We start from the raw sequence: 25,719 nt of genomic DNA, 5'->3' as shown, positions 1-25,719 counted from the left end.
TCCTGTGCGCACCGCAGATACCGCCGGTCGCCACGAGTGGCCACCGGCGGTCCATCCCAGAAAGCTGTTGTGGACTGTGACCCCTCGTGCGTTTCGCCGGCGCGGCACGACCGCCAAGGTCCCCTGGCCCCTGGCCGTGATGCTCAGCCTTCCGGCGCTGGTCGGGATCATCATCGTGTTTCTGGTGCCGTTCATCGGCACGATTCGGCTCTCGTTCACGACCTGGTTCGGCGTCGGCGAGGCCGAACCGGTCGGCCTGAGGAACTACGACGCGCTGTTCAGCGATCCCACCTTCTACTCCTCGATCCGCGTCACCGTTCTCTACACGCTGCTCTCCGCGCTCGGCATCGTCATCCTCGCCACCGTCACGGCGATGTCCGTGCGGCGGGGGCGCCTCGCCACGGTGCTGCGGATCGTCTGGTTCCTCCCGGCAATCGCGCCGGGCACCGCAGTCGCGGTGTTCTGGGCGTTCGCCCTTCAGCCGGTGTCCGGGGCAGTGAACGGCCTTCTCGGCATTGTCGGACTCGGTGACACGCACGCCTGGTTGGCGTCGCCCCGTGACGCGATCTACGTCGTCATCGCGGTCACGATCTGGGCCGGCGTCGCGTTCCCGTTCCTGCTCATTGTGGGCGCGATCGAACGGGTCGCCCCGGAGATCTACGAGGCAGCCCAGCTCGACGGCGCAGGGGCCACTCGCCAGGCGTTCCACATCACGCTGCCGCTGATTCGGCCTGTCCTCGCGATGGTGACCGTGCTCGAACTCATCTGGAACTTCAACTCATTCACGACGGTGTGGGCCATGACCAAGGGTGGCCCGGCGGAGGCGACGAACACGCTGCCCGTACGTCTCTATGTCGACGCGTTCCAGAACTTCGAATTCGGGGAGGCGGCGGCGCTCGGTGTGATGACCAGCGTGGTACTGGTCGTGATCGGGCTGGTCGGCCTGCGCTTCGCCAACCGGAGCGCCGTATGAAGCCTTCGCTGAAGCTGAGAGACGGCGCCGGCAAGGGCGCGTCGTGGCTGCTCAAGCTCGTCTGGACACTGCTGATCGTCGTTCCGTTCGTGCAGATCATCCTCTTGTCGCTGCGGTCGATGGCAAGCATCTACAACGACCCCCTCGGATTCTCCGGGGACTGGGTTCCCCAGAACTTTCCCGACGCGTGGGCCGGCCCTTCCGGTACCGCAGGCTTCGGCCTGTACGCCCGCAACTCGGTGCTGGTCGCGGTGGTCGCATTGGCCGTGTCGACCGCGTTCGGCTCGCTGGCGGCGTACTTCACCGCGACGTTGCCCCCGAAGTGGCGGCGGCGGGCCATGCTCGTGCCGCTGATCGCGACCACGGTGCCCACCATCGCCTTGTTGATCCCCTTCTTCCAGGCCTTCAATATCCTCGGCACACTGAACAGCCCAAGCGCCGTCGGTGTTCTCTATGGATTGCTGTGTCTGCCGACCACAGTCCTGGTGCTGCACGCGTTCTTCCTGGACTTTCCGGATGACATCCGCGAAGCCGCCGCCATGGATGGGCTGGGCCACATCGGAACCTTCTTCCGCATGGTGCTGCCGTTGTCCACCGGTCCGCTCGGCGCGGTCGGACTGCTCAATCTGATCTGGGTCTGGGGTGAGACGCAGATCGGTCTGGTACTGCTGCACTCGTCGGACGCCCAGACGATCCCCCTCGGGCTGCTCTCGTTCCAGGGGCGTTTCGTCAGCGACCTGGGCCCGATGTTCGCGGGCCTTGCGATGGCCACCGTCCCGATCATCGTGGTGTACATCGTGTTCCACCGGACAATCAACAAGGGGATCTCGCTCGGCGGGTTCCGATGACACGTGCAGAAAGCGACAGGTCCGTGACTCCCAGAGCGCCGCTCAGCCCACCTGAGGACATCCCAGAACTCGACGGGAAGGTCTGGCTGTACACCGGCGCCGAAGGGCCACCGCTGGCCCGGCAGCAGGCGGCATTTCAGGCGTACCTGCACAATCGTGGGCTCGCCGAGGCGGGCCGCGCCGCGCACGCCGCGGTGGAGGAACGGTTGCGGGGGCGGCTTGCCGCGCTGCTCGGGCTCGGGCCGGAGTCGGTCGCGCTGCTGTCCAACGCCAGTGAGGCGATCAACCTCGTAGTCGGCAGCGTTGCGCTGGTCCCGGGCGACAACGTCGTGCTCAACGAGATGGAGTACCCGTCGATGGTGCAACCCTGGTTGCGCCTGGCCTCCCGTGGGGTCGACGTCCGGGTCGCGCCGGCGATCGGTGGTGACGTACCGACCGGCGCGATCACCGACCTGATCGACGAGCGGACGAAGGTGGTCGGGGTCAGCCACGTCAGCTACCTCTCCGGCTGGCGCCACGATCTGGCTGCGATCACCAAGGCCGCCGAGGCGGTCGGTGCGCTGACCCTGGTCGACGCGACGCAGTCGCTCGGCGTCGTGCGGGTTCCCGGCGATCTGGTCGACGTGGTGATCAGCAGTTCGTACAAGTGGCTGCTCGGCGGCCATGGCCTCGGTATTCTCGCCTGGAACGAGGCGCGCCGGCCGCTACCCGAACCCCCGGCCGTGGGCTGGCGATCCGTCAGCGAGGTCTTCACCGACGATCGCATGGAGCGCTACGACCTGCACTCCACGGCGCGACGCTTCGAGGTCGGCCTGCCGTCGTACCCCAGCATCTACAGCCTCGACGCGTCCCTGGCCTGGCTCGTGCAGTACCCGCCGGAGGAGGTGGAGGAACACGTCCTCGCCCTGACCGGCCGGCTGGTCAACGAGCTCTCCGAACGCGGATGGGACGTGCTGACCTCGGCCGACGGCGCGCACCGTGCCGGTAACGTCAGCGTCAAGGCGCAGAACGGCGCCGATCTCGCCGTCGACCTCGCCAGCCGCGCGGTGCACTGTTGGGGCGGGGACGGCAGGCTGCGGTTCTCGCTGCACCTGTTCAACGGCGATGCGGACATCGACCGTCTGCTGACGGCGCTGGAGTCGGTGCAGGGGACGGTATCGCCCAACCCGCGCCGTCCCAGCGGAGCGGATGCACCATGAGCCGACCCACAGATCTCATGGTGCGGCACGGCCACGTCATCACGATGGACGACGACCGCACCCAGATTGAGGACGGTGCCGTAGCGGTCGTCGGCGACACCATCGTCGCGGTGGGCCCCGACCGGGACGTGGCGGCGCAGTTCACGGCGACCGCGGAGGTCGACGCTGCCGGCGGACCCGTCCATCCAGGACTCATCGAGGCCCATCTCCATGCCTCGTACCAGCTGTTCCGCGGAGCGCTGCCGGACCAGCTGCCCGAGGACGAGACGTTCGACAGCTTCGAGAGCGTCTTCTACAACCAGGTGCGGGACCAGGACGAGTACCTGTCGGTCGCTCTGGCGGGCGTGGAGATGATCCGCAACGGCACGACGTGCTTCCTCGAGGCGGGGACGATCCTGTCGCCGGAGCGTGGCGCCGCGGCGGCGGAGCACATCGGGATCAGAGCGCTGCTCGGGGATGCGTTCATCTGGGACCAGCCGCACGGCTTTGCGATGGGCACGACCGAGGACCAGGCGCACGACCGGCCGGTGCTCGCGCGCACCCCGCAGTCACTGGACGAAGCGCTCGCGAGTCTCGGTACGCAACTGTCCCGCAACGGCAAGGAGGGTCTGGTCCGCGGGCACGTGGCCGTGCTCGGGCTCGGAACCGCCAGCGAACAATTGCTGCTCGAGGCGAAGCGCGTGGCGTCATCCGCCGGCGTCGTCCTCAACATGCACCAGTCCTACAGCCCGGCCGACACCGCGGCGGACCGCAGCCGGTTCGGCACCGACCCCTTGCTCCGGCTGCACGAGCTCGGACTGCTCGACGGTGACGTCACGCTCGCTCACGTGAACCACCTCACCGACGCCGAGGTCGAGGTCGTCCTCGACTCCGGCGTCAACATCGCCTGGGCTCCGGCCGCGTCGATGATGTGGGGCCACGGCAGCACCCTGTACGGCCGCCACGCCGAACTGTGGCGGCGCGGCGGCAACATCGCGCTCGGGTCCGACTCGCCGAACTGGTCGAACAGCTTCGACCTGTTCCGCCAGATCATGCTGGCCGTGCTCGGGGCGCGCGAAGCGCACCGGAGCCGGACCTACCTCACCGCCGAGGACGGCCTCTACATGGCCACCCGCGGAGCCGCGCGGGCGGTGGGAATGGCCGACCGGATCGGCTCGCTGGAGGTGGGCAAGAAGGCCGACATCGTGATCCACACGCTGGACCGGCCGGAACTCGTCCCCACCACCGACCTGACCCGCAACCTCATATATTCGTCGGGGTCGAAGTCGGTCGACACCGTCGTCATCGGCGGGACCGTGGTGCTGGAGCACGGGGCCTTCCGTCGCGTTGCCGAGCGCGAGCTGTACCGGGAGGTTCGCGCGGCGTCACAAGCGCTGCTGCGGCGGATGGAACGCGCGGTCGTCCCCAACACCCCGACCCGGCGGCCCCAGCGATGAGCGCGGTCACGATCGAGCTCGAGCCGGTGACCTTTGCGCGGGCCGCGCAGACCCTGGTACACCACGGCGACCTGTCGGCAGCGACGTTCCGCTACGGCAGTGGGGTCTGCGGCCTCACCATTCGGCACGGCACCGCGGAACTGGAGCTGCTGCCGTTCCAGGGCCAGCAGGTATGGCGGGCCAGGCTGGGCGGGCGGGAGCTGAGCATGCGCTCCATGTTCGACGAGCCGCAGCCCACCCTGGAGTACCTGGGCACCTACGGGGCGTTGCTCATCCACTGCGGAGCGCTGGCCATGGGCAACCCCGGCCCCGGCGACCACCACCCACTGCATGGGGAGCTACCGAACGCTGCGTATCGCCGGCCACAGCTCGTGGCCGGATCGGACGTGCACGGCAGGTTCCTCACCCTCACCGGCACCTATGAGCACGCCACCGCGTTCGGCAACCGCTACCTCGCCACACCACGGCTGACCGTGCGCGAGGGCAGCACCCGGCTCACCGCGCGGATGTGCCTGCGCAACATCGGCCACCGCCCGATGCCGCTGATGTACCTCGCACACGTCAACTTCGCCCCCGTCGACGGCGCGCAGCTGATCGACTCGTTGGGGACCGAGACCATCGAGCCCGGCCGGCCGGTCGACCCCGAGCGGGTCACCACGCGCCGCCCCACCGCGGACGCGTACGGCTGGGCGCACGCGCTGCAGCTGCACCCCGACGGCGGGGCCGACTTCGTCCGTCACCGCCCGGCGGAGCTCGACCACGCCTTGCGCTGGCTCGTGCGTGACGGCGACCAGGACGCACTGGGGTTGGCTCTGCCTGCGACGGCGGAGGCCGAGGGCCTGCAGCGAGAGAGTGAGAAGGGAAACGTGCGACAGCTGAGCCCGGGGGAGGAGTTCACGTGCACCGTCGAGTTCGGTGCGCTGGACGCTGCGGATGCGGTCACGATGGTGTCCGCAATGAGGTCTGGGGCAGCCGATGGCTGATCGAGTGCCTACGGTCGCCGTGATCGGCCTCGGCGCGTTCGGGCGGGCACATCTTCAGGCATATGTGCGCGCCGGCGCGCGGATTGCCGCGGTCGCCGATCGCGATGGTGACCTCGCACGCCGGACGGCCGAGGAGTTCGACGCACCCGCCTCGTTCGCCAACGGAGTAGCGCTCCTCGACGCCGTGCCGGTTGACGGCGTCTCCGTCGTCACGTCCGCGGCATCGCATGTGGAACTGGCTCGCGAGGCGACCCTGCGCGGGCGCAAGGTGCTCCTGGAGAAGCCGATCGCGACGACGGCCACGGAGCTGGCGCTGCTGCCCGCCGCGGCCCGGTCCCGGATCCTGCCGGGGCACGTCCTGCGCTTCGAGCCGCTGCACCAGCGGTTGCGAACCGAGATAGCGTCGGGGCGCATCGGCCCCGTACTGGGAGTCGCGGCCGCCCGCAGCCGCAGCCGCGACCACCAGCGGCTCTACGCCGACGTCCACCCGGCACGGATGACCGGCATCCACGATATCGATCTCATTGCCTGGCTGACCGGCTCGCCGATCCGGCGGGTCGTCGCGTCGGTCCAGGGGGATCCGGCGAGCCTGGTCCAGGCGCACCTGTTCTCGGCGTCGGGCATCGGAAGCTCGATCCGCACGTCCTGGCTGCTGCCCGACGATGCCGGTGCCGAGGACGAGCTGGAGGTCTACGGCCAGGAGGGTGTGGCCCGGCTGCGGGTCAACTCCGCGGGCGCGGTGCTGTACGGGCAGTCACGCGAGCGGCCGTGGGCCAGTGCGCCGCCGGCTGACGCGCCGGGCCTGGACGCCGAGATCGTCCACTTTCTCCAGTGGCTGCGCGACGACGTCGAGCCGCTCGTGAGCTTCGCCGCGGCCGCCCACGCCGTAGCCGTCGCCGATGCGATCGTCGCCTCAGGCGCGGCCGGCGGCGCGCCGATCGATGTCCTGGAGGTGCCGTCATGAACGAAGCGGTGACGAAGGCGTACGCCGCGGTCGAGGCTGAACTGGACCGGCGGCGTGCCGACCTGGAGGCGCTCGTCTTCGAGATGGTCTCCATCAACAGCCAGATCCCGCCGTTCGGTGACGAACGCGCGATCAGCGCCTTTCTCGCCGCGGCGCTCGGCCGCCTCGGGTTGCCCGCGGCCGAGACGCACGCCCTCGTCCCTGAACGGCCCAACCTCCTCGTGCGGATTCCCGGTACACCGGGTGGCAGACGGCTGCTGCTCTGCGGTCACATCGACACCAAGCCCGTCGGTGACGCCCGCAGCATCTGGCGCTCCGAGCCGCTCGCCGCCACCGTCATCGGCGACCGGGTCTACGGCCTCGGAACCAGTGACATGAAGGCCAGCGTCGGCGCGATGATCACCGCCGTCGCGGCGATCCGTGCGTGCGGGATCGATCTGGCGGGAGATGTACTGCTGGCGCTGGTCGCCGACGAAGAAGCCGGGGCCACCTTCGGTGCGAAGTTTCTCGCCCCGCGGATCGCCGCAGACGTCGACGCGGCGCTGATCGGCGAGCCGTCCGGCTGGACGCGGGACTGGGAGGGCATCCACCTGGTGTCCCGCGGCCTGTGCTGCTTCAAGGTGCGGGTGCGCGGCACCCAGATGCACAGCAGCCTCTCAGACCGCATGCCGTCGGTGAACGCCAACGTCGAAATGGCGCGCCTGATCCTGCAGCTGCGTGACGATTTTGCCGCAGCGCCCATCGCACAGCCACGCGACGGGATCCGCCCGACCGCCAACATCGCGGTCACGACCAGCGGTGGCGTCTTCTACGGCGTCGTACCGGGCGAGGCGGCGTTCGGCTGCGACCTGCGCATCGTGCCGGGCACGTCGGAGGCCGAGATCCGCGCATTCCTCGGCGACTGGGCGCAACGGATGACCGACGCCGGCCCAGCCCAGGTCTCCATCGAGTACGACGACGTGCTGAGCTGGATACCGAGTGCCTCCCTGGCCGCGAACCATCCACTGGCCGCGTCCGCCGTCGCGGCGACCCGTACCGTGCTGGGCACCGACGTCCCGCTGTCGAGCTTCCCCGGCACGACGGATGCGCCCTGGTTCGAGGGTGCAGGCGTGCCGACCCTGCCGTCGCTCGGCCCCGGCATCCTGACGTACGCCCACGGTCCCAACGAGTTCGTGAGCCGGGAGGCGATCCACGAGGCCGCCAGAATCTACGCGCACATCGTGCTCAGCTACTGCGGCGTCGCGCGGTGAGCCTCCTCGCCGACGCCCACGTACATTTCTTCGCGACCGGATACCCGGGCGACGGACGGTCCCCGGTTCCCGGGGCAGGTCAGGAGGTCGCCGCCTACGAACGGATCCGCACCAGCGCGGCCGTGAGCGACGTCCTGGTCGTCGGGTTCGAAGGGGCGGCCTTCGCGACCGGCAACAACGACTACATCCGGACCCTCGCAATCGAGCGCGACTGGATGCACACAACCGCCTACGTCGCGGCCGGAGGACGTCCGTCAGCGGCCATGGCCCGAGCCGTGTTCGCGGCGGGTCACATCGGGATCTCGATCTACGCCGCCGACATCCTGGCGGGCCGGATGATCCGTGACTGGCCGACCGAGTTCTGGGCCGAGTGCGACCGGTCGGGCGCCGTCGTGTCCATCAACGCGGTGCCGGAGGCGGTCGAGCAGCTGACCGGCCTGCCGAGCATGGCACCGAACTGCGCCTTCCTCTTCGCCCACCTCGGCCTGCCGGGGCGGTACGCGTTCGCGCCGACTGCGGAGGTGGCAAGGACGCGCCTGGAGCCGTTGCTCCGGCTCGCCGAGCATCCGAACTGCTTCGTGAAGATCTCGGGGTTGTACGCCGTCAGCGATCCCCGCACCGCCTATCCGCACGACGCGGCAACGCCGTTCGTCACCGCCTGCCTGCGGGACTTCGGCGCCGGCCGCTGCCTCTGGGGCTCCGACTTCGCGCCGGCGCTCGAGTACATCAGCTTTGAACAATGTCGCGACCTGCGGCAGTTGGGAAGCCTCGCTGCAGCTGACCGGCAACTGGTGATGGGTGACAACCTTCGGCGCCTGGTTGCGACGAGGCGGCGGTGAGCTCGCGTCCGCTGGCAGGCGCGTCGAGGAGGAGGAGAAATGCAGGAGTTCGATGGCCTGGCTGCCATCGTGACCGGCGGGGCATCCGGGATCGGGCTCGCCACCGCACGGATGCTGGCTGAGCGGGGCGCCCGAGTCGCGGTGCTGGATCTCAACGTCGACGGCATCGGCCCGGAGTTCCTCGCGTTGCAGTGCGACGTGGCCGACGACGCGGGGGTCACCGCGGCGGTCGCGGCGGCCGAACGGGGTCTGGGCCGGCTCGATGTCGTGATCAACAATGCCGGCATCGGCGCCCAGGGCGCGGTCGAGACCAACGACCTCGACGAGTGGCGGCGCGTCCTCGACGTCAACCTGCTCGGTGTGGTCCGCGTGGCCCGGGCCGGCCTGCCGGCCCTGCGCCGCTCACCGGCGGCGTCAATGGTCATCACCTCGTCGATGGCGGCCACGGTCGGCCTGCCACAGCGGGCGCTCTACAGCGCGACCAAGGGCGCCCTGCTCTCACTCACCCTGGCGATGGCCGCCGACCACGTACATGAGGGGATCCGGGTCAACTGCGTGGCTCCCGGCACCGCGGACACGCCCTGGGTCCAGCGCCTGCTGGCCCGGGCGGCCGATCCGGTCGCCGAACTCGCCGCGCTGGGGGCCCGGCAACCCATCGGCCGGTTGGTCAGCGCGCCGGAGGTGGCTGAGGCCATCTGCTACCTGGCCGGCCCGCGCTCCGCGTCGACCACCGGCACGGTGCTGCCCGTCGACGGTGGCGCCCAGAGCCTCCGCCTGCCGCCTCGGCACTGACCGAGGTGAATGGCCTGCCGAGCGACGCCCAGCCGGACCAGCCGCCCGCCCCCGTCTGCCGACGGTGTCAGAGGGTGCCCTCGCGGTTCATCCCGAACAGCTCCAGCCGGCCGTCGTCGTTGCGCTCCACTGCCACCGAGTGCAGCTCGCCGTCCAGCTGCGACCACGCGCCTGGCACGGCCGGCACGAGCGGACCGTAGGTGAACCGGGCGAGCCCGAGCGCCGTTGCGGCACCGAGCCCGCGGCGAATTCCGGACCGGCGATCACCGCACAGGGCGTAGGTGCCGGTCGAGGAATTTCAGCAGCAGACGCGCCAGCTGTACCCGATGGCCGGACAGTGCGTGGTCGGCGGGCAGGACGTCGTGTTCCAGTTGGTTCTCCGGGTGTGCGAGGTAGGCGTCGACGAGTGGTCGGTGGTGCACCTCGACCGGGGTGACGATGTGGTCCTCACCAGCGCCGACGAGCAGCACCGGGCGGTTGGCCAGCGACGCCGCGAGCCCGGTCAATGCCCAGGCCTGTCCGGCCGCCTCGATCTCCGCGACGAGCGCTTTCCCGCTGGTACCCCGTAGTGGCAGCAGTTCGCCGTCGAACATGTCGATGTAAGCCTCGCGTGCGACCGGATCGGCATGGCCGGCTCTGTCCACGACGCTGAGGTCGAACCCGGCGACCGAGGCGACCGCGACGATGGACGGGTCAGCGGCGGCGCTCATCAGGGCGGCGAACCCGCCGAGACTGTGGCCGATCAGGCACAGCCGGTCCGGGGCCAGCCGGTGGGCGCCCACGAGGGAGCCGTCGCGAACGGCGGCCAGCACTCGGCCGACGTCCTCCAGGACATGCCCCCACGACCAGGAACCGCCGACCCCCCACGATCCGCGGTAGTGGAACACCAGGGCGGCGTACCCCGCCCGCCGGAACGCCTGCGCCAGGTCGAAGTTGCGCTCGTTGCCAGGAAAGCCGTGCAGCATGATCACGATCGGATGCGGGCCGGGGCCGGCCGGAACGTGCAGGAGTCCCAGTAAGGTCTCACCACCGCTGTCGATGGCCAGCGCGGGCGTACTGGCGGGCGGGCGCAGGGCCTCGGCGGGATCGGTCACGAGCGGATCGAGGGACGTCGTCACGTCGTTGCCTCCAGTCGCTATTCGGCAGATCGAACCGATCGGTTCGATCGCGACACGGTAGCACGACATCGAACCGTTCGGTACCATCTCCCCGTGCCCGTGCCCGTGCCCGTGCCCGTGCCCGTGCCCGTGACGAAAGGCAGCCCTCTGCCCACGCCGACGTCGTGTGCTTTGACGCCGGATTGTCACTACGTCTGGAGGTGGACGCATGCGTCAGGTACTCGTCACAAACGTCACTCAGTACGCCGGCCCCGGCACTGTCCCGGTGTTGATTCGCGCCGGGTATCGGGTTGTCTGCCATGATCCGTCGTTCACCGATGAGGCAGCCCGCACCCGTTACGCGGCCACCTACCCGGGCGTGCACTGCGCTTCCTCGCTTCCGGGCGTTCGACATTCACCACAGGCGAGGTGATCGGCTTCACCGGTGGCTGGCCGTAAACCGTCGCTTTCCGCGCTTGAGCGCCAGCACGGGCAACCACACGACACTTCGGTACGTGACGATGCAGTGGCGAGGGCCAGGAACGCTTCGCGACGACATCATTTCGTGAATCGCATGTCCCACGCTGACGGTTCCCTCCGGACCCGGGGTCCCTGGCGTCACCATGAGCGTGGAGGAACGACATGACTGACGACGCGTGGGTACCGTCGGAGCCGGATGACGGGCGGCCAGGGTTCGACGAGTTCGTCCGGACCCGGACGGCGGCGCTGTGGCGCACCGCGTACCTGATGACCGGGGACCGGCACCATGCCGAGGACCTGTTGCAGATCGCGCTCGAGCGAGCCGCGGTGCGCTGGAACAAGCTCGACCGGCCTGAGGCGTACGTGCGCCGGGTGCTCTACACCCAGTCGGTTTCCTGGTGGCGCGGGCGGCAGCGGCGGGTCAAAGAGGTGCTGGTCGACGTCGTGCCCGAGTCGGCCGGTCCTCCCGGCGAGCCGGAGGTCCGGATCATGCTCGCGCAGGCGTTGCGTCGGCTGACTCCGAAACAGCGTGCGGTGCTGGTGCTGCGCTACTACGAGGACTACTCCGAGGAGGACACGGCCCGGCTGATGCGCGTGGCCGTCGGCACCGTGAAGAGCCAAACCCGGCACGCGCTGCGCCGCCTGCGCGAACTCGCCCCCGAACTGACCGGCCTGCTGGGCGACCCGGCCGGGCCCGAATCCCTGAATCCCAGGCCACACGAGGACCGAAACGACGACGCGGTGGTGACCCGATGACCCAGCTCGGACAGGAACTACGTGCTATCGCCGAGCGCCAACCCCCACCGACGATTCCCTCCGGCTTCTTCCACCGGGCCCGCCGACGCGCTCGGCGGCGCCGGTTGGCCGCCGTCGGCTTGGCCATGACGGCCGCAGCCGGTGTGGGCCTGGTGATCGTGACGGATGGTTACGCACAGCGGGAGCCGCTGCCCCACAGCGTCTCGGCACCGACGAAGCCGCTGTACGACCTGGTCGGCGCGGGTGCGGATGGCCCACTGGGCTGGCTGATACTCGCGGTCGTGCTCGTCCTGCTCTGCGTGCTGTGGCGGGAAGCGCCGCGCGTTGTCCTCGTCCGCCGGCTCGTGGCGGCGGCGTTGATCGGTGCGCTGCTCGTACTCGCCGCGCCGCCGGGCGTGGCGTTGTGGGGGGAGCCCCACGGCCGGATCGGGCTGCCCGACCGGCTGGCTGAACCGCGGTCCTGGACCTGGGCCGCTGATCTGCAGCAGTCGCCGCCCGGCCGGGTCGCGCTGGTCTTCAGTGGTCCGGCGACCCACGGCAACATCGAGGAGGGCCGGCTGGCGCTGCTGGCCGCTGACGGCGACCGTTACCGGGTGTTCGATGTGTTCACTGACTACCTGGAGCCCATCGGCGCGGAGAACGGTGAGGTCAACAGGAATCGGGCGCTCTCACCGGACGGGCGCTACCTGGCGAGCGGATATGGGGTCTACGACCTCAGCACCGGCCGGCGTGCCGCAGGCGTGCTGGCTGAGGCACCGGCCGGGTGGTCCGCCGACGGTCAGCGGATCGTCCGCAGCGTGCACGACCCGATGGACGGCTCGTTGCGGTCCGGCTGGCAGGTCTGGGATCTGCGGTCGGGCGCCATGCTCCGCGAGATCGCGGCCGAGCAGCCGGACCGCGGCGTAGGCGGCGTCGCGCTGTCGCCGGCCGGCGACCGGATCGCCGTCGAGCAGGGCGACCGCATCGTGATCTACCCGACCGAGGGAGGGACGCCGACATCCTGGCCGCGCGGGGACTGGCGCATCGGCGACAGCGCCGCCTGGAGCCGCGACGGCCGCCTGCTGGCCATGATCCGTCGAACCCAATGCGCGGGCTGTACGGCGCCGCTGCAGATCAGGTTCGTCGATGCCGAGACCGGAGAGACGGTCGACGGTGGGGAGTTCTCGCTGCCCGCCGATGTTGAGGTAGCGGTGCAGGGCTGGCGGGCACCGGACCAGCTGGTTGTCCAGGTCGGCGGGGCGGTGGAGGTGTTCACGCGCGGCACGCCGACACCGGCCCGGCTGCTTGACCTGCCGGCTGGTGTCACCCACATCGAGATCGCCACGGATCGGCTCACCGACCCCGTCCGCCGCGCGGGTCCGCCTACCTACGGCCCGCCAAACAACTTCCTATGGCTGCTGCTCGCGCCCGCGGCGCTGGTGGTGCTGCTGATGCTGGGCATACGGTGGTTGGCGCGCTTCCGGGCCGGGGACGGAGGTCCTGCTGGCGGTCGATGACATCGCCCACCGCTGGCCAATCGTCATCGACGGGTCTGCCCGATGAGCACGCCGACGAATCCGGCCGACCCTTCGGCGCCGCGTGGGTCGGCCGCCGGCCGACAGTCAACCGGCTTGCAGGGCGTCCCGGACCTGCGGGCTCGGCGGCGAGGTGACGGCCGGCGGTCGCCCGCGGACCGCGTCCCAGGCCGCCTTGCCGCTGGCGAAGTAGTCCCGCACCGCCTTGCTGGCCAGCAGGGTGGCGGCGCAGCCGCCGCAGCGAGCGGTCACGCCGTCGGTGTCGATGCCCACCTGCCGGCACAGCGTCACCGCGCGGGACAGGTGGTAGGCCTGGGTGACCACCAGGGCCCGGGTGACGCCGTAGACGTCCCGCGCCCGCACGCACGTGTCGTAGGTGTCCAGGCCGTACGGGTCGGCCACAATGCGGCGCGGATCGATGCCGAGGCCGGTCAGGTACGCGATCATCACCGCCGGCTCGTCGCCGGACTCGCCGCCGCCGTCGCCGGACACCAGGATCACCCGGGCGCGGCCACCGTCCACCAGCGCGGCGGCGGTGTCCAGCCGGCCGGCCAGGCGTGGCGCGGGCGTACGCCGGTCCGCCGCGACCTCGCCGCCGAGCACGATGACGACGTCCGCGGCCGGCGCATCCGCCTCGTCGTGCACGTGACCGCGCGCGGCGAGCTGGGTCCACAGCCATGGCCCGCTGGTGAGCAGCAGCGCGGCGGCCGCGCCGAGCACCACCCGCCGGCGCCACGAGCGCACCGGTTTCGCCTTCTCCTGCGCGTCCGTCATGCGGAACACCCTATTCGCCCCGTAATCAGGCCGCTTTCGCTGCCGCCTACTTCAGGACGCGGAATCGAAGATGCGTGACGTGCGGTGATCCGAGGAGTGCGGTTCGTTCCAGCTCGATGTGGTTGGAGCCCAGGTGGTCGAACAGCCGGGCACCCGCGCCGAGCAGGACGGGTACCAGCTGGATCTGCACCTCGTCGACGAGCCCGGCCCTGATGAACTGTTGTGCGGTGCGTGCACCGCCCATGACGAGGACGTCCTTGTCCCCGGCTGACGCTCGCGCCAGCTCAAGCGCACGTTCGACCCCGTCGGTGACGAAGGTGAACGCTGCGCTTTTCATGACCAGTTGTTCGCGGGGCTCATGGGTGAGCACGAAGCAGGGCACCGGGAACGGGGTGTCCGCCCACAGGTCGACGCCCACGTCGAAGGTTCGCCGTCCCACTACGACCGCCCCAGTCGCTGCGAACAGCTCCCGCGCCACCTGGGCGTCGACCCCGGTCGGTGACGTGGCGTCGGCGGCCACGGCCCGATCGGAGTCGCTGTCGAACAACCATTCGTGGAGCCGCTCGCCGCCGTCGCCCATGGGCCGCTCGACACTGATGTCGGGTCCGGCGCTGAAGCCGTCCAGTGACAGACTCACGCTGAGCACAACGTTTCCCATCAGGTTGTTCATAAACCGGACCGTAGAACGAGGACCGGTCCAGCGGTAAGGTCCAGTTCCGTGCCGATCGAGTGGGCCGGTTCGGGACCGTCTCACGCGATCGCGCGGAGGGTGCTCAGGCCGCGTCGTGGAAGACGAGGGCGAGCGTGTGCCGCTCGCCGGAGCGGATCGCGGAGACCCCGTGCCGCACCGGTGCCGCCGACCAGCCGCGGGCGGAGCGGACGGGGCGGTCGCGGGTGGTGAAGACATACCCGTGACCGTGCGGCAGGAGGGTGGCCGTGCCGCGGGACTGCGCCCGGGGCCGCTGCTCCAGCAGGAGGAACTCGCCGCCGGTGTGGTCAACTCCGGGCTCGTTGAGATTGATCACGACCTGGAGGGGGAAGACGAGGTCACCGTAGAGGTCGCGGTGCAGTGCGTTCCAGTCATGCTCGCCGTAGCGGAGCAGAATCGCCGTCGGCTTGGTCTGCCCGGCGTCGTGGCACATCTGCAGCCACTCGTCGAGGGTGTCCGGCCAAGGGGCGGGCCGGCCGAGCCGGGTCCACCAGTCACGGGCGATCGGCAGCAACCTCGGGTACAGAGCCTGCTTCAGCGCCTCGATCGGCTCGGGGTACGGTGCCGCGAAGTACCGGTACTGCCCTTCGCCGAAGCGGTGCCGGCCCATGTTGATCGTGCTGCGGAACAGCTCGTCGCGGTTGTACAGTTCGCGGATCCCTTTCGCCTCCTCGGGGGCGAGGAACTGCGGGAGCAGGGCGCCGCCGTACTCGTCGATCTCGGCCGCAACGGCGGCCCAGTCCGCGGATTCGACGCGTTCCCGCCAGGGGTTCGCGGGGGGCTTCGCCATGGTGGTCATGCTGCGACCTCGAGCTCAAGCAGGATGGCCTTGGCATCGACCCCGCCGACGTAGCCGCCGAGCGATCCGTCGGCGCGCAGCACCCGGTGACAGGGAACGACGACGGGCAGCGGGTTGGTCGCGCACGCGGTGCCGACGGCGCGCACGGCCCTGGGGTTGCCGACAAGCTCGGCGACCTCCCGGTAGCTGCGGGTCTGGCCGTATCCGATCTCCGGGAGGTACCGCTGGACGAGCTGCCGGAAGCCGCGCGAGAGGGACAGATCGAGCGCCAGGTCGAAAACCTTCCGGCGGCGGTCGAAGTACTCATCGAGCTCGCGCGCCGCGTCGTCGAGTCGCTTCGGTGCGCGCAGGATGCGGAGGCTGACCTTCTCGGCCAGGTTCTCCAGCACGCGGTCGTGGTCCTCGCGGGCGTAGGCGACGCGGATCAGGCCCTTCGTGGTCGCTGCGAGCAGCAGCTTCCCGACCGGGCTGTCGACGGTCGTGTACGCGACGTCGACGAGACCCTCGGCGTGCGCCTCGTGCTCGAGTCGGGCGTGCAGCCTTGCCAGGGTCTCGGGGTCGATGGGCGCCGACAGGGCGGTGAGGGCGTCATCGTTGCGGACGTCGCTCATTGGACTGCTCCTTTCGTGTTCGCGCCCGGGTAGTGCTTCCTGAGGGTCTTGAGTCCGTCGGCGGCGGCTCTTCGTGCCGCGTCGACGGTTCCGCCGAGGATCGCCGCGATCTCCGCATGTGACATGCCGGCGAGGTACCGAAAGGTGATCGCCTGCCGTTGCTTGCCGGGGAGACGGCCGACGAACTCCCAGAGATCGGTGTCGTCGGTGCCCGGGACTCCGATCGAGGTCGGCGCTTCCGGCAATGTCTCCACCGGCAGCGGGTCCCGCTTCGCGGCCCGCTGGACATCGATCGCCTTGCGGCGGGCGATGGTCACGAGCCAGGCCTCGACGTTCGCGGTCTCCGGAAGGTCCGGGTAGGCGCGCAACGCGGCGAGGAAGGTCTCCGACCATGCGTCGTCCGCGTCCTGCACCCCCAGGAGCGCACGGCAGACGCGCAGCACGGTGACGCTGTGCTGCGCGACCACTGATTCGAACGGCTGTTTCATGTTCATCCCAGGTGAAGACGGCGAAGGCGAGATTCGCTAGAACAATCGTCCGGCGCGCACCTGAGCGGGCTCCTCAAGCTCCAGCAGCGCCTGCTTCCGCTTGAGCCCGCCGGCGTAGCCGGTGAGGTTCCCATTCGCACCGACGACGCGGTGACACGGCACGAAGATGCACAGCGGGTTCGCGCCGACCGCCTGGCCGACGCGGTAGGCCAGGGACTTGTCGCCGAGCCGCTCCGCGATCTGTCCGTAGGTGGCGGTCTCACCGAACGGGATCTCGGCGACGATGCTCCACACGGCGCGCTGGAACGCGTCACCCGAGGCGTCGAACGGAAGGTCGAACGCGCGTCGGCCGCCGGCCAGGTAGTCGATCAGCTGTCCAGCTGCCTCGGCCAGTAGCGCATCCGCGGCCGTCGTCACTTCCTGCCCGAACGTCTCCTGCGCGGGCCGGCGGATGTGATGGCGGAAGTACAGGCCGGTGATCGCGTCGCCGCTCGCGACGATCGTGACCGATCCGAGAGTCGTTTCCACCAGTATGTGTCGCGTACTCATCGCGGTTCCTTTCTCTCTACGCCCTGTAGACGTCAGATCGGAGCCGAACGTGAGACGGCAGTTTCGACAGATAACCCGACGCCGAATGCCGCTGACGGGCGATAAGGCAATATTCGGTCGGTTCCAGGTCGAGATGACCCAAACGCCCTCAGGTGTGAGCCGTCATGCGGCCGAGACCTGGAAGGCTCCGGCCGGTAAACGATTCGGCCGCCGCGGCAACAGTAATGTGTGCTCCCATCCAACCTGTTGTCCGCGCGGCTGAGTCGGCGCCGGTTCGTCGGCGGCGCAGCGGTCGCCGGCGTGGCGCTGGCCGCCGGCTGCGCTCACGAAGATGACGACACCTTCGGCGCGGTCGGGCCGGCAGAGCAGTTCACGCCGCCGACGGCCAAGCTGTCCGGCACGCTGCGGATCCTTGCGTGGAGCCACTTCGTGCCGACGTACGACCGCTGGTTCGACGGCTTCGTCCGCCGGTGGGCCGGCCAGGTCGGCGTCGACGTCACCGTCGACCACATCGACCTGGGCCAGATCACGACCCGCGTAGCGGCCGAGATCTACGCCGGCCGGGGGCACGACCTCATCCAGTACGTGGCGCCGCTGCCGCAGTTCGAACCGGCGGTGCTGGACCTCACCGACCTCGTCCGGGAGGCCAACCGGCGGTGGGGTCCGCAGCTGGAACTGTGCCGGCGGTCGAGCTTCAACCCGGCGACGAACCGGTACTTCGCCTACGCGCCGGGCTGGGTGCCGGATCCCGGGAACTACCGGCGCTCGATGTGGTCGAAGATCGGCCTGCCCGACGGCCCTTCGAGCTGGGACGAACTGCTGCGCGGCGGGGCCGAGATCCGCCGCGCCACCGGCGTCCAGCTCGGGCTCGGCATGTCACAGGAGCTCGACTCGAACATGGTCGGCCGCTCCCTGCTGTGGTCGTTCGGGTCGTCCGTTCAGGACGCCGAGGGGCGGGTCACGCTCGACACGCCCGAGGCCGTGGCGGCGGTGGAGTTCATGACCCGGCTGTACCGCCAGGCCATGACCGACGAGGTCTTCTCGTGGATCCCCACGTCCAACAACCAGGGGCTGGTCGCCGGCCGGTTGTCGTACATCAGCAACTCGATCTCGGCCTGGCGTACCGCGCAGCGCTCCACGCCGGCGATCGCGGCCGACATCGACTTCCTTCCGGCGTTGGCCGGCCCGGCGGGTGCCGTGGCCGCGCACCACCTCGTGCACAACTGGGTCATCCCGAAGTACGCCACCGGGGCCGCCGCCGGACAGGAGTTCCTGTTGCACTACACCGCGAACTTCGCCGCCGCCACCTACTCGTCGATGCTGTACGACCTGTGCGCCTGGCCCAGCCGTACCCCGGAGCTCGCGACCTGGCTGCAGCGCGACCCGTTCCGCGCCGACCCGCCCGGCAAGCTCGGGCTGCTCGTCGACGCCGCACGGTGGAGCGCCGACCTGGGCCACCCGGGTACCGCCAACGCCGCCGTCGGTGACGTCGCCGGTAGCTTCGTCATCCCCGACATGTTCGCCCGCGCGGCGCGCGGCGAGGTCAGCGCCGCGGTCGCGGTCGCCGACGCCGCGGCGCAGGTCCGGTCCATCTACGCCAGGTGGCGGGCCCGGGGGCTGGTGGCCTGATGGGACACCACCTCTTCCCGCCGCGCGGGCGCCGCGGTCGCGATCGCGATCGCGCGCTGGCATCGCTGTTCGTCGTCCCGACCGTCGCCTACGTCGCCGCCCTGATCCTCGGGCCGATGGTTTTGGCCGTCGCGTTCGCCGTCTCGGACGTGACCGTCGCCGACCCGACCTTCGACTGGGCCGGCCTGGCCGGCATCGAACGCGCGCTGGCCGACCCGGTGTTCTGGCAGGCGTTGCTCAACACGTGCGTCATCACCTCGTTGACCACGTCGCTGGCGGTGGTCGGCGGGAACGTGGTGGCCCGGCTGATGCTGGCGCGGGTGTACGGACGCTGGCTGGTGCGGCTGTGCGTGCTGCTGCCCTGGGTCACCCCGGTCACCGTGTCATCGGTCGCGTGGTTGTGGATGCTCGACTCGGTCTACTCGCCGCTGGACTGGGCCGGTCGGCAGCTCGGCCTGCTCGGCGTGGGAGAGAGCGTCAACTGGCTCGGCCGGCCGTCGACGGCCATGGCATCGGTCGTGGCGGTGCAGGCATGGCGGCTCACGCCGCTCACCGCCGTCATCATCATGGCCGGGCTCGTGTCGATCCCCCGCAACATCTACGAGGCCGCGCGCGTCGACGGCGCCGGCCGCTGGCTGCGGGCCCGGTTCATGACGGTACCGCTGACCGCCCCGATCGTCGCGGTCGCGGGCCTGTTCTGTGCGGTGTTCACCTTCAGCGACATGGCGGTGGTCCGGGTGCTGACCAACGGCGGCCCGACCCACTCCACGGAGGTGCTTGCCACGCTGGCGTTCCGCCGGGGCATCGACGGCGGTGACGTCGCCCAGGGCGCCGCGGTGGCCCTGTTCCTGCTGCCCGTACTGCTGGCCGCGACGCTGACGATCCTCGGCCTGGTGCGCCGGATGGTGGCCCGGTGATCCCCGCGCGGCGCGCCGAGCGGGCGCGGCGGCGGCAACGGCTGGGTGGTGTGGCCGTGCACGCGGCGGCCTACGCGGCCGCGTTGCTGGGCGCAGGCCCGTTCCTGTGGAGCATGATCACCGCCGTGAAGCTCAACCGGGACCTGTACGACCCGGCGCACAGTCCCTTGTGGTTCAACGCCCCGCCGACCGCCGACCACCTTGCGTACCTGTGGCGGCACACGGCCTTCCCGACGTTCGCCTGGAACACCCTGTGGATCGGCGCGGCAGTGGTCGTGGCCACCCTCCTGCTCGCCACGCCGGCCGGCTATGCGCTCGCGCGGCTGCGGCGGCCATGGGCCGGCCGGCTCGGTATGGCGATCTTCCTCTGCTACCTCGTCCCGCCGAGCGTGCTGTTCCTGCCGCTGTCGCGGCTCGTCGCCGCCGCCGGCCTGCAGGACTCGGACTGGGCCCTGGTGCTGGTCTACCCGACGCTGACCGTCCCGGTGTCGGTCTGGCTGATGATGGGCTTCTTCAGCGCCATCCCCGCGCAGGTCGAGGAGCAGGCACTGGTCGACGGCTGTACCCGGTTCGCCGCCTTCCGCCGGGTCGCGCTGCCGCTGGCGGTGCCCGGGGTGGTCGCGGTCGTGGTGCTCAGCTTCGTGCTGTGCGCGAGCGAGTACCTGTACGCGATCGCGTTCGTCTCTCCCACCGCCGGGAAGGTCGTCTCGACCGGGATCCCCACCGAGCTGATCCGCGGCGACCTGTTCTACTGGCAGTCCCTACAAGGTGCCGTCGTGCTGGTCGCGGTGCCCGTCGGAGTGGTCTTCAACCTGTTGCTCAAGCGATTCGTCGCGGGGTTCACCGCGGGCGCGGTGACCGTGGCCTGACCATGCGGAGACGCCGGTGGCGGCTACGGCGGCGGCCCGATGCCGGTCCTCGGCGCCTCGGTGCTGCTTCCCGGCCGGTCATCGAAGATGATGTGGATGTTGACGTCGGCGCGGCTGAGCGCCCACAGGCCGATGATGTCGGCCAGCGCGAAGATCACCGCGGCGAGGATCGCCAGGACGATCCGCCGCCGGCGTTCCCGGCGCCTCCAGTCGGCCAGGGCGGCCGGGTAGCGGTTCGACGCGCCGTGGACCGAGGTGACGAGCGCGTCGAACACGTCACGGAGCTGTTCCTCGGCGACGCCCGAGCCCGCGGCCGAACCGGTTCCGGGTGCCTGACCGGGTCCTTGGCTGGGGGTAACGCCACTCATCTCCGCTCCTCCAGTAACCGCGTGAGCGTGGCCATACCTCGCGACGTGTGTGACTTGACCGCGCCGGCCGAGATACCCATTGCCGCGGCTATCTCCGATTCTCGCAGATCCAGCCAGTACCGCAGGACCAGCGCTTCCCGCTGCCGGGCCGGCAGTTGCTTGATCGCCTCCACCAGGGCACGTTGGTCGTCGCGCAGCAGCACCTCGGCCTCGGCCGACCCGACCGACTCGATCGCCGGCTCCGCGTGCCTGCGGGCCACCTGCAGCCGGCGCACCCGCATCCGCACGAGGTTGCAGACGACGGCGCGCACGTAGCTCAGCGCGGCGTCGTGGCTGCGTAACCGGTGCCAGCGGCGGTACAGCTCGTAGAACGCCTCCGAGACGATGTCCTCGGCCTCGCCTTCCGCGCCCAGCAGCACCGCCAGGCGCAGCAGCGGGGTGTGGTTGGCGTCGAAGAGCCTGGCCAGTGCGGCCTCGCGGTCCAGGTCGGCGAGGTTCACGCCGGTGGGGTCGAGGCCGGCCGGCGCCGGATCGGCGGCCGGTGCGGGCGGGCGTGACGAGACCTGCTGCGTCATGGGACCACCGCCCCGGTGGCGGTACCGTTGCCGAGCTCGCGGGCCACGCCGAGCCGGTCCAGCGCCGGGGTCAGCGCGGCAGCGACCGCGAGGTTGAGCACCAGCGCGGCGAGCGCGACGTACACGTGCACGCCGGCGAACGAGACGACCGAGGAGAAGCCGCCGGAGGCCACCAGCACGGTCCCCGCGACCATGCCGACGAGCCAGCCCACGAGCAGCGCGCCGCGGTGCGGCCAGCGGGTGAACAGCCCGAGCGCCACCGTGGGGAAGGTCTGCAGGATCCACACTCCACCGAGCAGTTGCAGGTTGATCGCGTCCTGGTCCGGCAGGCCGAAGATGAACGCCAGCGCCCCGAACTTCGCCACCAGCGACACCGCGCGGGCGACCTGGGCCTGGTGCTTCGGTGTCGCGGTCGGGTGGAAGTACTCGACGTAGACGTTGCGGACGAACAGCGTCGCCGCGCCGACCGACATCACCGCGGCGGGCACCAGTACCCCGACCGCGAGCGCACCGAACACCAGCCCCGCGGCGACCGGTGCGGCCAGCTCGCGCACCATCAGCGGCACCGCAGCCTCGGCGTTGCCGGGCCGGGCCTCGATGCCCGCGGCGAGCGCCGCGACGCCGAGCAGCGCGAAGAGCCCCAGCACCGCGGTCCATGCGGGCAACCCGATGATCGCCTTGCGGAGCTGGTCGCCGCTGGACGCGGCGAAGGACGCGGTCAGCACGTGCGGATACATGAGCAGCGCGAGCGCCGAGCCGAGCGCCAGCGTGGCATAGGTGGTGTAGAGCGAGGGGCTGAGCGCCAAGGAGGTCTCCGGTACGCCGCGTGCGGTGATGGCGTCCTCGGCGGCCCGGAACACGACCTGCGGCCCGCCGAGCCGGTCGAGCACGAGTACGACGATGCCGACGACCGTGGTGCCGACCAGGACCCCTTTGGCCACGGAGATGACGGCCGGCGCGCGCAGCCCGTTGCGGTACGTGGCGCCGGCCAGCACCGCGAACACCGCGACCAGCGTGAGGTCGCCCGCGATCCCGTCGGTGGGGTAGAGGCCGCCGGCTACCAGGACCGCGCGGATGCCGAGCAGTTGCAGCGCGATGTACGGCATGGTGGCGAGAATGCCGGTGAGCGCCACCGCGAGGGCGAGCAGCGGCGAGTCGTACCGGGCTCGAACGTAGTCGGCCACCGTCGTGTGGCCGTTGTCCTTCGCGACCTGCCACAGCCTCGGCAGGAGCACGAAGGCCAGCGGGTAGACGATCACCGTGTACGCGAGCGCGAAGAACCCCAGCGCCCCGATCCCGTACACCAGACCCGGCACCGCCGCGTACGTGTAGGCCGTGTAGATCGTGCCGCCGAGCAGGAACCAGGTCAGCACGGCCCCGAACTGCCGACCCGCCAGCGCCCAGCCGTCGAGTGTGGGCAGCTCGTCGCGTACCCGGAAGCGCCGCGCGGCGATCGCGAGCAGCGACGTACCGGCGACGACCAGCGTAAAGGCGGCGGTGCTGGCGGGATCGACCATGGGCACCCTCTCAGTCCTCTGTGTGTTGCGCAGGCTCTCGAATTGGTTGACACGAAACAAGAGGCAATCGGGCAGTAAACCGCGCGACATGGGTGCGCAACATTCAGGCATCGTCGACGACTGCTCGGGAGGCTGGGATGGCGAGATTCCGCACGGCAATCAGAGTCGCTGCCTACACCGGCCTGACACTGCCGCTCGTGGCCATCCTCTGGGTCCCGCTGTACGCGCGGACCACGCCCCGGCTGGCCGGGCTGCCCTTCTTCTACTGGTTCCAGTTCGCCTGGATCTTCCTCAGCGTGGCGCTGATGACAGCCAGTCATCTGCTGCTGAAGCACGCGGACCGTCGGGTCCGCACGCCGGGGACGCATCCAGGCGGACACCCCCACCCTGGAGAGCATGCATGAGCATCTTCACTCCGACGACCCGGGCCCGCCCGGGCCTGCGGTCCATCGTGATCTGGACGGCCGTGTCGATCGCCGGCGCGGTCGCCTGGGGAATCATCGCCCTGGCCCGCGGCGAGAGCATCTCGGCGATCTGGCTGGTGGTCGCGGCACTGTGCTCGTACGCGATCGCCTACCGGTTCTACGCGCGGTTCATCGCCCGGCGCGTGCTCAAGGTCGACGACCGGCGCGCCACGCCCGCGGAGCGGCTGGACAACGGCATCGACTACCACGTCACCGACCGCCGCGTGCTGCTGGGCCACCACTTCGCCGCGATCGCGGGCGCCGGGCCGCTGGTCGGGCCGGTCCTGGCGGCGCAGATGGGCTACCTGCCCGGCACCATCTGGATCATTGTCGGTGTCGTCTTCGCCGGGGCGGTGCAGGACATGGTGGTCATGTTCCTGTCAATGCGCCGGGACGGGAAGAGCATCGGTCAGATGGCCCGGGACGAGATCGGCCGCGTCGGCGGCGTCGCAGCCCTGGTGGCCGTCTTCTCGATCATGATCATCCTGCTCGGTGTCCTCGCGCTCGTCGTCGTCAACGCGCTCGCGAAGTCGGCCTGGGGCACCTTCTCCATCGCCATGACCATCCCGATCGCCCTGTTCATGGGCTTCTACCTGCGGGTGCTCCGACCGGGCCGCGTGGTCGAGACCAGCGTGATCGGCGTCGGCCTGCTGGTCTTCGCCATCGCCGCGGGCGGCTGGGTCCAGGACTCCAGCTGGGCCGGCGCGTTTACGCTCAAGCCCGAGACCCTGGTCTTCTGCCTGGTCGGGTACGGCTTCGTCGCGTCCGTCCTGCCGGTGTGGATGCTTCTGGCGCCGCGCGACTATTTGTCCACCTTCATGAAGATCGGGACGATCGCGCTGCTCGCGGTCGGCGTGCTGGTGACCGCTCCGGTACTGCAGAACGAGGCCGTCACCAAGTTCGCCTTCAGCGGCGACGGCCCGGTCTTCGCCGGCACGCTCTTCCCGTTCGTCTTCATCACCATCACCTGCGGGGCGCTGTCCGGGTTCCACGCCCTGATCTCCTCCGGCACCACGCCGAAGATGATCCAGAAGGAGTCGCAGGTCCGGCTCGTCGGCTACGGCGCCATGCTGATGGAATCCTTCGTCGCGGTCATGGCCATCATCGCCGCGTCGCTGCTGGACCCCGGGCTGTACTACGCGATGAACGCACCCGCCGGCGTGGTAGGCGCGACCTTCCAGAGCGCCGCGACGGCGGTGACCAACATGGGATTCACCGTCACCCCCGACACCCTGCAGGCCGCGTCCGCCGCCGTTGGCGAACCGACGCTCGTGTCGCGCACCGGCGGCGCGCCGACGCTCGCGGTCGGCATCTCCGAGATCTTCTCCGGCTTCCTCGGCGGGGCGGGGCTCAAGGCGTTCTGGTACCACTTCGCGATCATGTTCGAGGCACTGTTCATCCTCACCACGGTCGATGCCGGAACCCGGGTCGGCCGGTTCATGCTCCAGGACATGCTGGGCAACATCTGGAAGCCGATCGGCCGGGTCAGCTGGCTGCCTGGCGTGTGGCTGACGAGCGCGGCGGTCGTGGGCGCCTGGGGCTACTTCCTGTACACCGGTGTCACCAACCCTCTCGGCGGCATCAACCAGCTCTTCCCCCTGTTCGCCGTCGCCAACCAGCTGCTCGCCGCCCTGGCACTGACCGTCGTCACGGTCATCCTGGTCAGGAGCGGACGGCTCAAATGGGCCTGGGTCACCGCCATCCCCCTGGCCTGGGTCGCGGCCGTGACGATGACCGCCAGCTATCAGAAGATCTTCTCCACCGACCCGAAGCTGGGCTTCTTCGCCCAGCGCCAGCGCTTCGCCGACGCACTCGAACAGGGCAAGGTGCTCGCACCCGCCAAGAACCTCGATCAGATGCAACAGGTCGTCACCAACTCGACCGTGCAGCTCGTACTGTCGGTGCTCTTCGCGGTCCTGATCATCATCGTGATCGTCGACGGAGCCCGGGTATGCGTGCAGGCGGTGATCCGCGGCCGCGAACTCCCGACAACGGAGGTGCCCTTCGTCGAGTCGAAGATCCTCGCGCCGGCGGGCCTCTTCGCCACGGCGGACGAGCGCCGGGAGCTCATCGGGGCCGGCGGCGGGCGGAGAGACGGCGACTGATGAGCGTACGTCACCTGCTGGCGCGACTCTGGTGGTACATCCGAGAAGTCGCCGGCGAGAACAGCTACGACCATTACGTCGCACATCAGCGACAGCACTGCCGGGACGGATCGCCGCTGACCCGGCGTGAGTTCGAGCACCTGAAGACCGCGTCGCCGGTGCGCTGCTGTTGACCGACGCATGACAACGCGGCCGGCCGGTCGGATGCACGGAC

27 protein-coding genes are annotated in these 25,719 nt (G+C 70.1%); 17 read left to right on the top strand and 10 right to left on the bottom strand.

Annotation, left to right across the window (positions count from 1 at the left end):
• The first annotated feature begins 4 nt into the window (after positions 1 to 4).
• Genes ABZS66_RS18910 through ABZS66_RS18870 form a run of 9 tightly spaced genes read left to right on the top strand, consistent with a single transcriptional unit; the run spans position 5 to position 9,284 of the window.
• Positions 5 to 973, top strand: coding sequence for a sugar ABC transporter permease (locus tag ABZS66_RS18910; RefSeq protein WP_354759219.1), 969 nt, complete (start codon positions 5 to 7; stop codon positions 971 to 973).
• A complete protein-coding gene (locus tag ABZS66_RS18905) occupies positions 970 to 1,821 on the top strand; it encodes a carbohydrate ABC transporter permease (protein ID WP_354759217.1) in 852 nt (283 codons plus the stop codon). The genes ABZS66_RS18910 and ABZS66_RS18905 overlap by 4 nt, the downstream gene beginning before the upstream one ends.
• Positions 1,822 to 1,844: 23 nt before the next feature.
• Positions 1,845 to 3,020 (top strand): aminotransferase class V-fold PLP-dependent enzyme, encoded by a 1,176-nt coding sequence (locus tag ABZS66_RS18900; protein WP_354759215.1) that lies wholly within the window; start codon positions 1,845 to 1,847, stop codon positions 3,018 to 3,020.
• Positions 3,017 to 4,456: an amidohydrolase family protein gene (locus ABZS66_RS18895; protein ID WP_354759213.1), complete on the top strand. Its 1,440-nt coding sequence runs from the start codon at positions 3,017 to 3,019 to the stop codon at positions 4,454 to 4,456. Before ABZS66_RS18900 ends, ABZS66_RS18895 begins: the two co-directional genes overlap by 4 nt.
• On the top strand, positions 4,453 to 5,439 hold the full coding sequence (locus ABZS66_RS18890; protein WP_354759211.1) for a DUF4432 family protein: 987 nt from the start codon (positions 4,453 to 4,455) through the stop codon (positions 5,437 to 5,439). Before ABZS66_RS18895 ends, ABZS66_RS18890 begins: the two co-directional genes overlap by 4 nt.
• The gene (locus tag ABZS66_RS18885; RefSeq protein ID WP_354759209.1) at positions 5,432 to 6,403 is read left to right on the top strand and encodes a Gfo/Idh/MocA family oxidoreductase; all 972 of its coding nucleotides are present in this window, start codon (positions 5,432 to 5,434) and stop codon (positions 6,401 to 6,403) included. The genes ABZS66_RS18890 and ABZS66_RS18885 overlap by 8 nt, the downstream gene beginning before the upstream one ends.
• Positions 6,400 to 7,653, top strand: a complete 1,254-nt coding sequence (locus tag ABZS66_RS18880; protein WP_354759207.1) for a M20/M25/M40 family metallo-hydrolase — start codon at positions 6,400 to 6,402, stop codon at positions 7,651 to 7,653. Before ABZS66_RS18885 ends, ABZS66_RS18880 begins: the two co-directional genes overlap by 4 nt.
• Positions 7,650 to 8,492 (top strand): amidohydrolase family protein, encoded by an 843-nt coding sequence (locus ABZS66_RS18875; protein ID WP_354759205.1) that lies wholly within the window; start codon positions 7,650 to 7,652, stop codon positions 8,490 to 8,492. Before ABZS66_RS18880 ends, ABZS66_RS18875 begins: the two co-directional genes overlap by 4 nt.
• 39 nt (positions 8,493 to 8,531) lie before the next feature.
• The gene (locus tag ABZS66_RS18870; RefSeq protein WP_354759203.1) at positions 8,532 to 9,284 is read left to right on the top strand and encodes an SDR family oxidoreductase; all 753 of its coding nucleotides are present in this window, start codon (positions 8,532 to 8,534) and stop codon (positions 9,282 to 9,284) included.
• 263 nt (positions 9,285 to 9,547) lie between these two features.
• Here the strand turns inward: ABZS66_RS18870 and ABZS66_RS18865 are convergent, their stop codons facing one another.
• Positions 9,548 to 10,402 carry an alpha/beta fold hydrolase gene (locus ABZS66_RS18865; protein ID WP_354759201.1) on the bottom strand — a complete coding sequence of 285 codons (855 nt, stop codon included), beginning with the start codon at positions 10,400 to 10,402 and terminating at the stop codon, positions 9,548 to 9,550.
• A gap of 621 nt (positions 10,403 to 11,023) precedes the next feature.
• Here ABZS66_RS18865 and ABZS66_RS18860 point away from each other — a divergent pair.
• Both ABZS66_RS18860 and ABZS66_RS18855 read left to right on the top strand, forming a co-directional pair.
• The gene (locus ABZS66_RS18860) at positions 11,024 to 11,617 is read left to right on the top strand and encodes a SigE family RNA polymerase sigma factor (protein WP_354759199.1); all 594 of its coding nucleotides are present in this window, start codon (positions 11,024 to 11,026) and stop codon (positions 11,615 to 11,617) included.
• Positions 11,614 to 13,113: a hypothetical protein gene (locus tag ABZS66_RS18855; protein WP_354759197.1), complete on the top strand. Its 1,500-nt coding sequence runs from the start codon at positions 11,614 to 11,616 to the stop codon at positions 13,111 to 13,113. Before ABZS66_RS18860 ends, ABZS66_RS18855 begins: the two co-directional genes overlap by 4 nt.
• 105 nt (positions 13,114 to 13,218) lie before the next feature.
• Here the strand turns inward: ABZS66_RS18855 and ABZS66_RS18850 are convergent, their stop codons facing one another.
• From ABZS66_RS18850 to ABZS66_RS18825, 6 genes are all read right to left on the bottom strand, one after another.
• On the bottom strand, positions 13,219 to 13,905 hold the full coding sequence (locus ABZS66_RS18850; protein ID WP_354759195.1) for an ElyC/SanA/YdcF family protein: 687 nt from the start codon (positions 13,903 to 13,905) through the stop codon (positions 13,219 to 13,221).
• 46 nt (positions 13,906 to 13,951) lie between these two features.
• The gene (locus tag ABZS66_RS18845) at positions 13,952 to 14,563 is read right to left on the bottom strand and encodes a dihydrofolate reductase family protein (RefSeq protein WP_354759193.1); all 612 of its coding nucleotides are present in this window, start codon (positions 14,561 to 14,563) and stop codon (positions 13,952 to 13,954) included.
• Between the two features lie 115 nt (positions 14,564 to 14,678).
• Positions 14,679 to 15,404, bottom strand: a complete 726-nt coding sequence (locus tag ABZS66_RS18840) for a 2OG-Fe(II) oxygenase (RefSeq protein WP_354759191.1) — start codon at positions 15,402 to 15,404, stop codon at positions 14,679 to 14,681.
• Positions 15,405 to 15,409: 5 nt separating this feature from the next.
• The gene (locus ABZS66_RS18835) at positions 15,410 to 16,024 is read right to left on the bottom strand and encodes a methylated-DNA--[protein]-cysteine S-methyltransferase (RefSeq protein WP_354759189.1); all 615 of its coding nucleotides are present in this window, start codon (positions 16,022 to 16,024) and stop codon (positions 15,410 to 15,412) included.
• Entirely contained in the window at positions 16,021 to 16,512 is a 492-nt protein-coding gene (locus ABZS66_RS18830) for a sigma-70 family RNA polymerase sigma factor (RefSeq protein WP_354759187.1), read from the bottom strand. The genes ABZS66_RS18835 and ABZS66_RS18830 overlap by 4 nt, the downstream gene beginning before the upstream one ends.
• A 36-nt stretch (positions 16,513 to 16,548) precedes the next feature.
• Complete coding sequence (locus tag ABZS66_RS18825; protein WP_354759185.1) at positions 16,549 to 17,061, bottom strand: methylated-DNA--[protein]-cysteine S-methyltransferase; 513 nt, start codon at positions 17,059 to 17,061, stop codon at positions 16,549 to 16,551.
• 246 nt (positions 17,062 to 17,307) lie between these two features.
• On the opposite strand from ABZS66_RS18825, the gene ABZS66_RS18820 reads away from it, so the two are divergent.
• From ABZS66_RS18820 to ABZS66_RS18810, 3 genes are read left to right on the top strand one after another with little or no spacing between them, the layout of a single operon-like run.
• Positions 17,308 to 18,690 carry an extracellular solute-binding protein gene (locus ABZS66_RS18820; RefSeq protein ID WP_354759183.1) on the top strand — a complete coding sequence of 461 codons (1,383 nt, stop codon included), beginning with the start codon at positions 17,308 to 17,310 and terminating at the stop codon, positions 18,688 to 18,690.
• On the top strand, positions 18,690 to 19,607 hold the full coding sequence (locus ABZS66_RS18815; RefSeq protein WP_354759181.1) for a sugar ABC transporter permease: 918 nt from the start codon (positions 18,690 to 18,692) through the stop codon (positions 19,605 to 19,607). Before ABZS66_RS18820 ends, ABZS66_RS18815 begins: the two co-directional genes overlap by 1 nt.
• Entirely contained in the window at positions 19,604 to 20,476 is an 873-nt protein-coding gene (locus ABZS66_RS18810) for a carbohydrate ABC transporter permease (RefSeq protein ID WP_354759179.1), read from the top strand. Before ABZS66_RS18815 ends, ABZS66_RS18810 begins: the two co-directional genes overlap by 4 nt.
• A 23-nt stretch (positions 20,477 to 20,499) precedes the next feature.
• Here the strand turns inward: ABZS66_RS18810 and ABZS66_RS18805 are convergent, their stop codons facing one another.
• Genes ABZS66_RS18805 through ABZS66_RS18795 form a run of 3 tightly spaced genes read right to left on the bottom strand, consistent with a single transcriptional unit; the run spans position 20,500 to position 22,936 of the window.
• Complete coding sequence (locus ABZS66_RS18805; protein WP_354759177.1) at positions 20,500 to 20,844, bottom strand: hypothetical protein; 345 nt, start codon at positions 20,842 to 20,844, stop codon at positions 20,500 to 20,502.
• Entirely contained in the window at positions 20,841 to 21,419 is a 579-nt protein-coding gene (locus tag ABZS66_RS18800) for a sigma-70 family RNA polymerase sigma factor (protein WP_354759175.1), read from the bottom strand. Before ABZS66_RS18800 ends, ABZS66_RS18805 begins: the two co-directional genes overlap by 4 nt.
• The gene (locus ABZS66_RS18795) at positions 21,416 to 22,936 is read right to left on the bottom strand and encodes a sodium:solute symporter (RefSeq protein WP_354759173.1); all 1,521 of its coding nucleotides are present in this window, start codon (positions 22,934 to 22,936) and stop codon (positions 21,416 to 21,418) included. Before ABZS66_RS18795 ends, ABZS66_RS18800 begins: the two co-directional genes overlap by 4 nt.
• A gap of 137 nt (positions 22,937 to 23,073) precedes the next feature.
• On the opposite strand from ABZS66_RS18795, the gene ABZS66_RS18790 reads away from it, so the two are divergent.
• The 3 genes from ABZS66_RS18790 to ABZS66_RS18780 are packed head-to-tail and all read left to right on the top strand — an operon-like array spanning position 23,074 to position 25,678.
• The gene (locus ABZS66_RS18790; RefSeq protein WP_354759171.1) at positions 23,074 to 23,340 is read left to right on the top strand and encodes a DUF3311 domain-containing protein; all 267 of its coding nucleotides are present in this window, start codon (positions 23,074 to 23,076) and stop codon (positions 23,338 to 23,340) included.
• Entirely contained in the window at positions 23,337 to 25,505 is a 2,169-nt protein-coding gene (locus ABZS66_RS18785) for a carbon starvation CstA family protein (RefSeq protein ID WP_354759169.1), read from the top strand. Before ABZS66_RS18790 ends, ABZS66_RS18785 begins: the two co-directional genes overlap by 4 nt.
• Positions 25,505 to 25,678 (top strand): YbdD/YjiX family protein, encoded by a 174-nt coding sequence (locus ABZS66_RS18780; protein ID WP_354759167.1) that lies wholly within the window; start codon positions 25,505 to 25,507, stop codon positions 25,676 to 25,678. Before ABZS66_RS18785 ends, ABZS66_RS18780 begins: the two co-directional genes overlap by 1 nt.
• Positions 25,679 to 25,719: the final 41 nt, after the last annotated feature.

It is taken from the genome of Dactylosporangium sp. NPDC005572, from assembly GCF_040605515.1.
Classification (GTDB): Bacteria; Actinomycetota; Actinomycetes; order Mycobacteriales; family Micromonosporaceae; genus Dactylosporangium.
The sequence above is the reverse complement of the archived record's forward strand: the minus strand, read 5'-3'. Positions and strand labels throughout refer to the sequence as shown.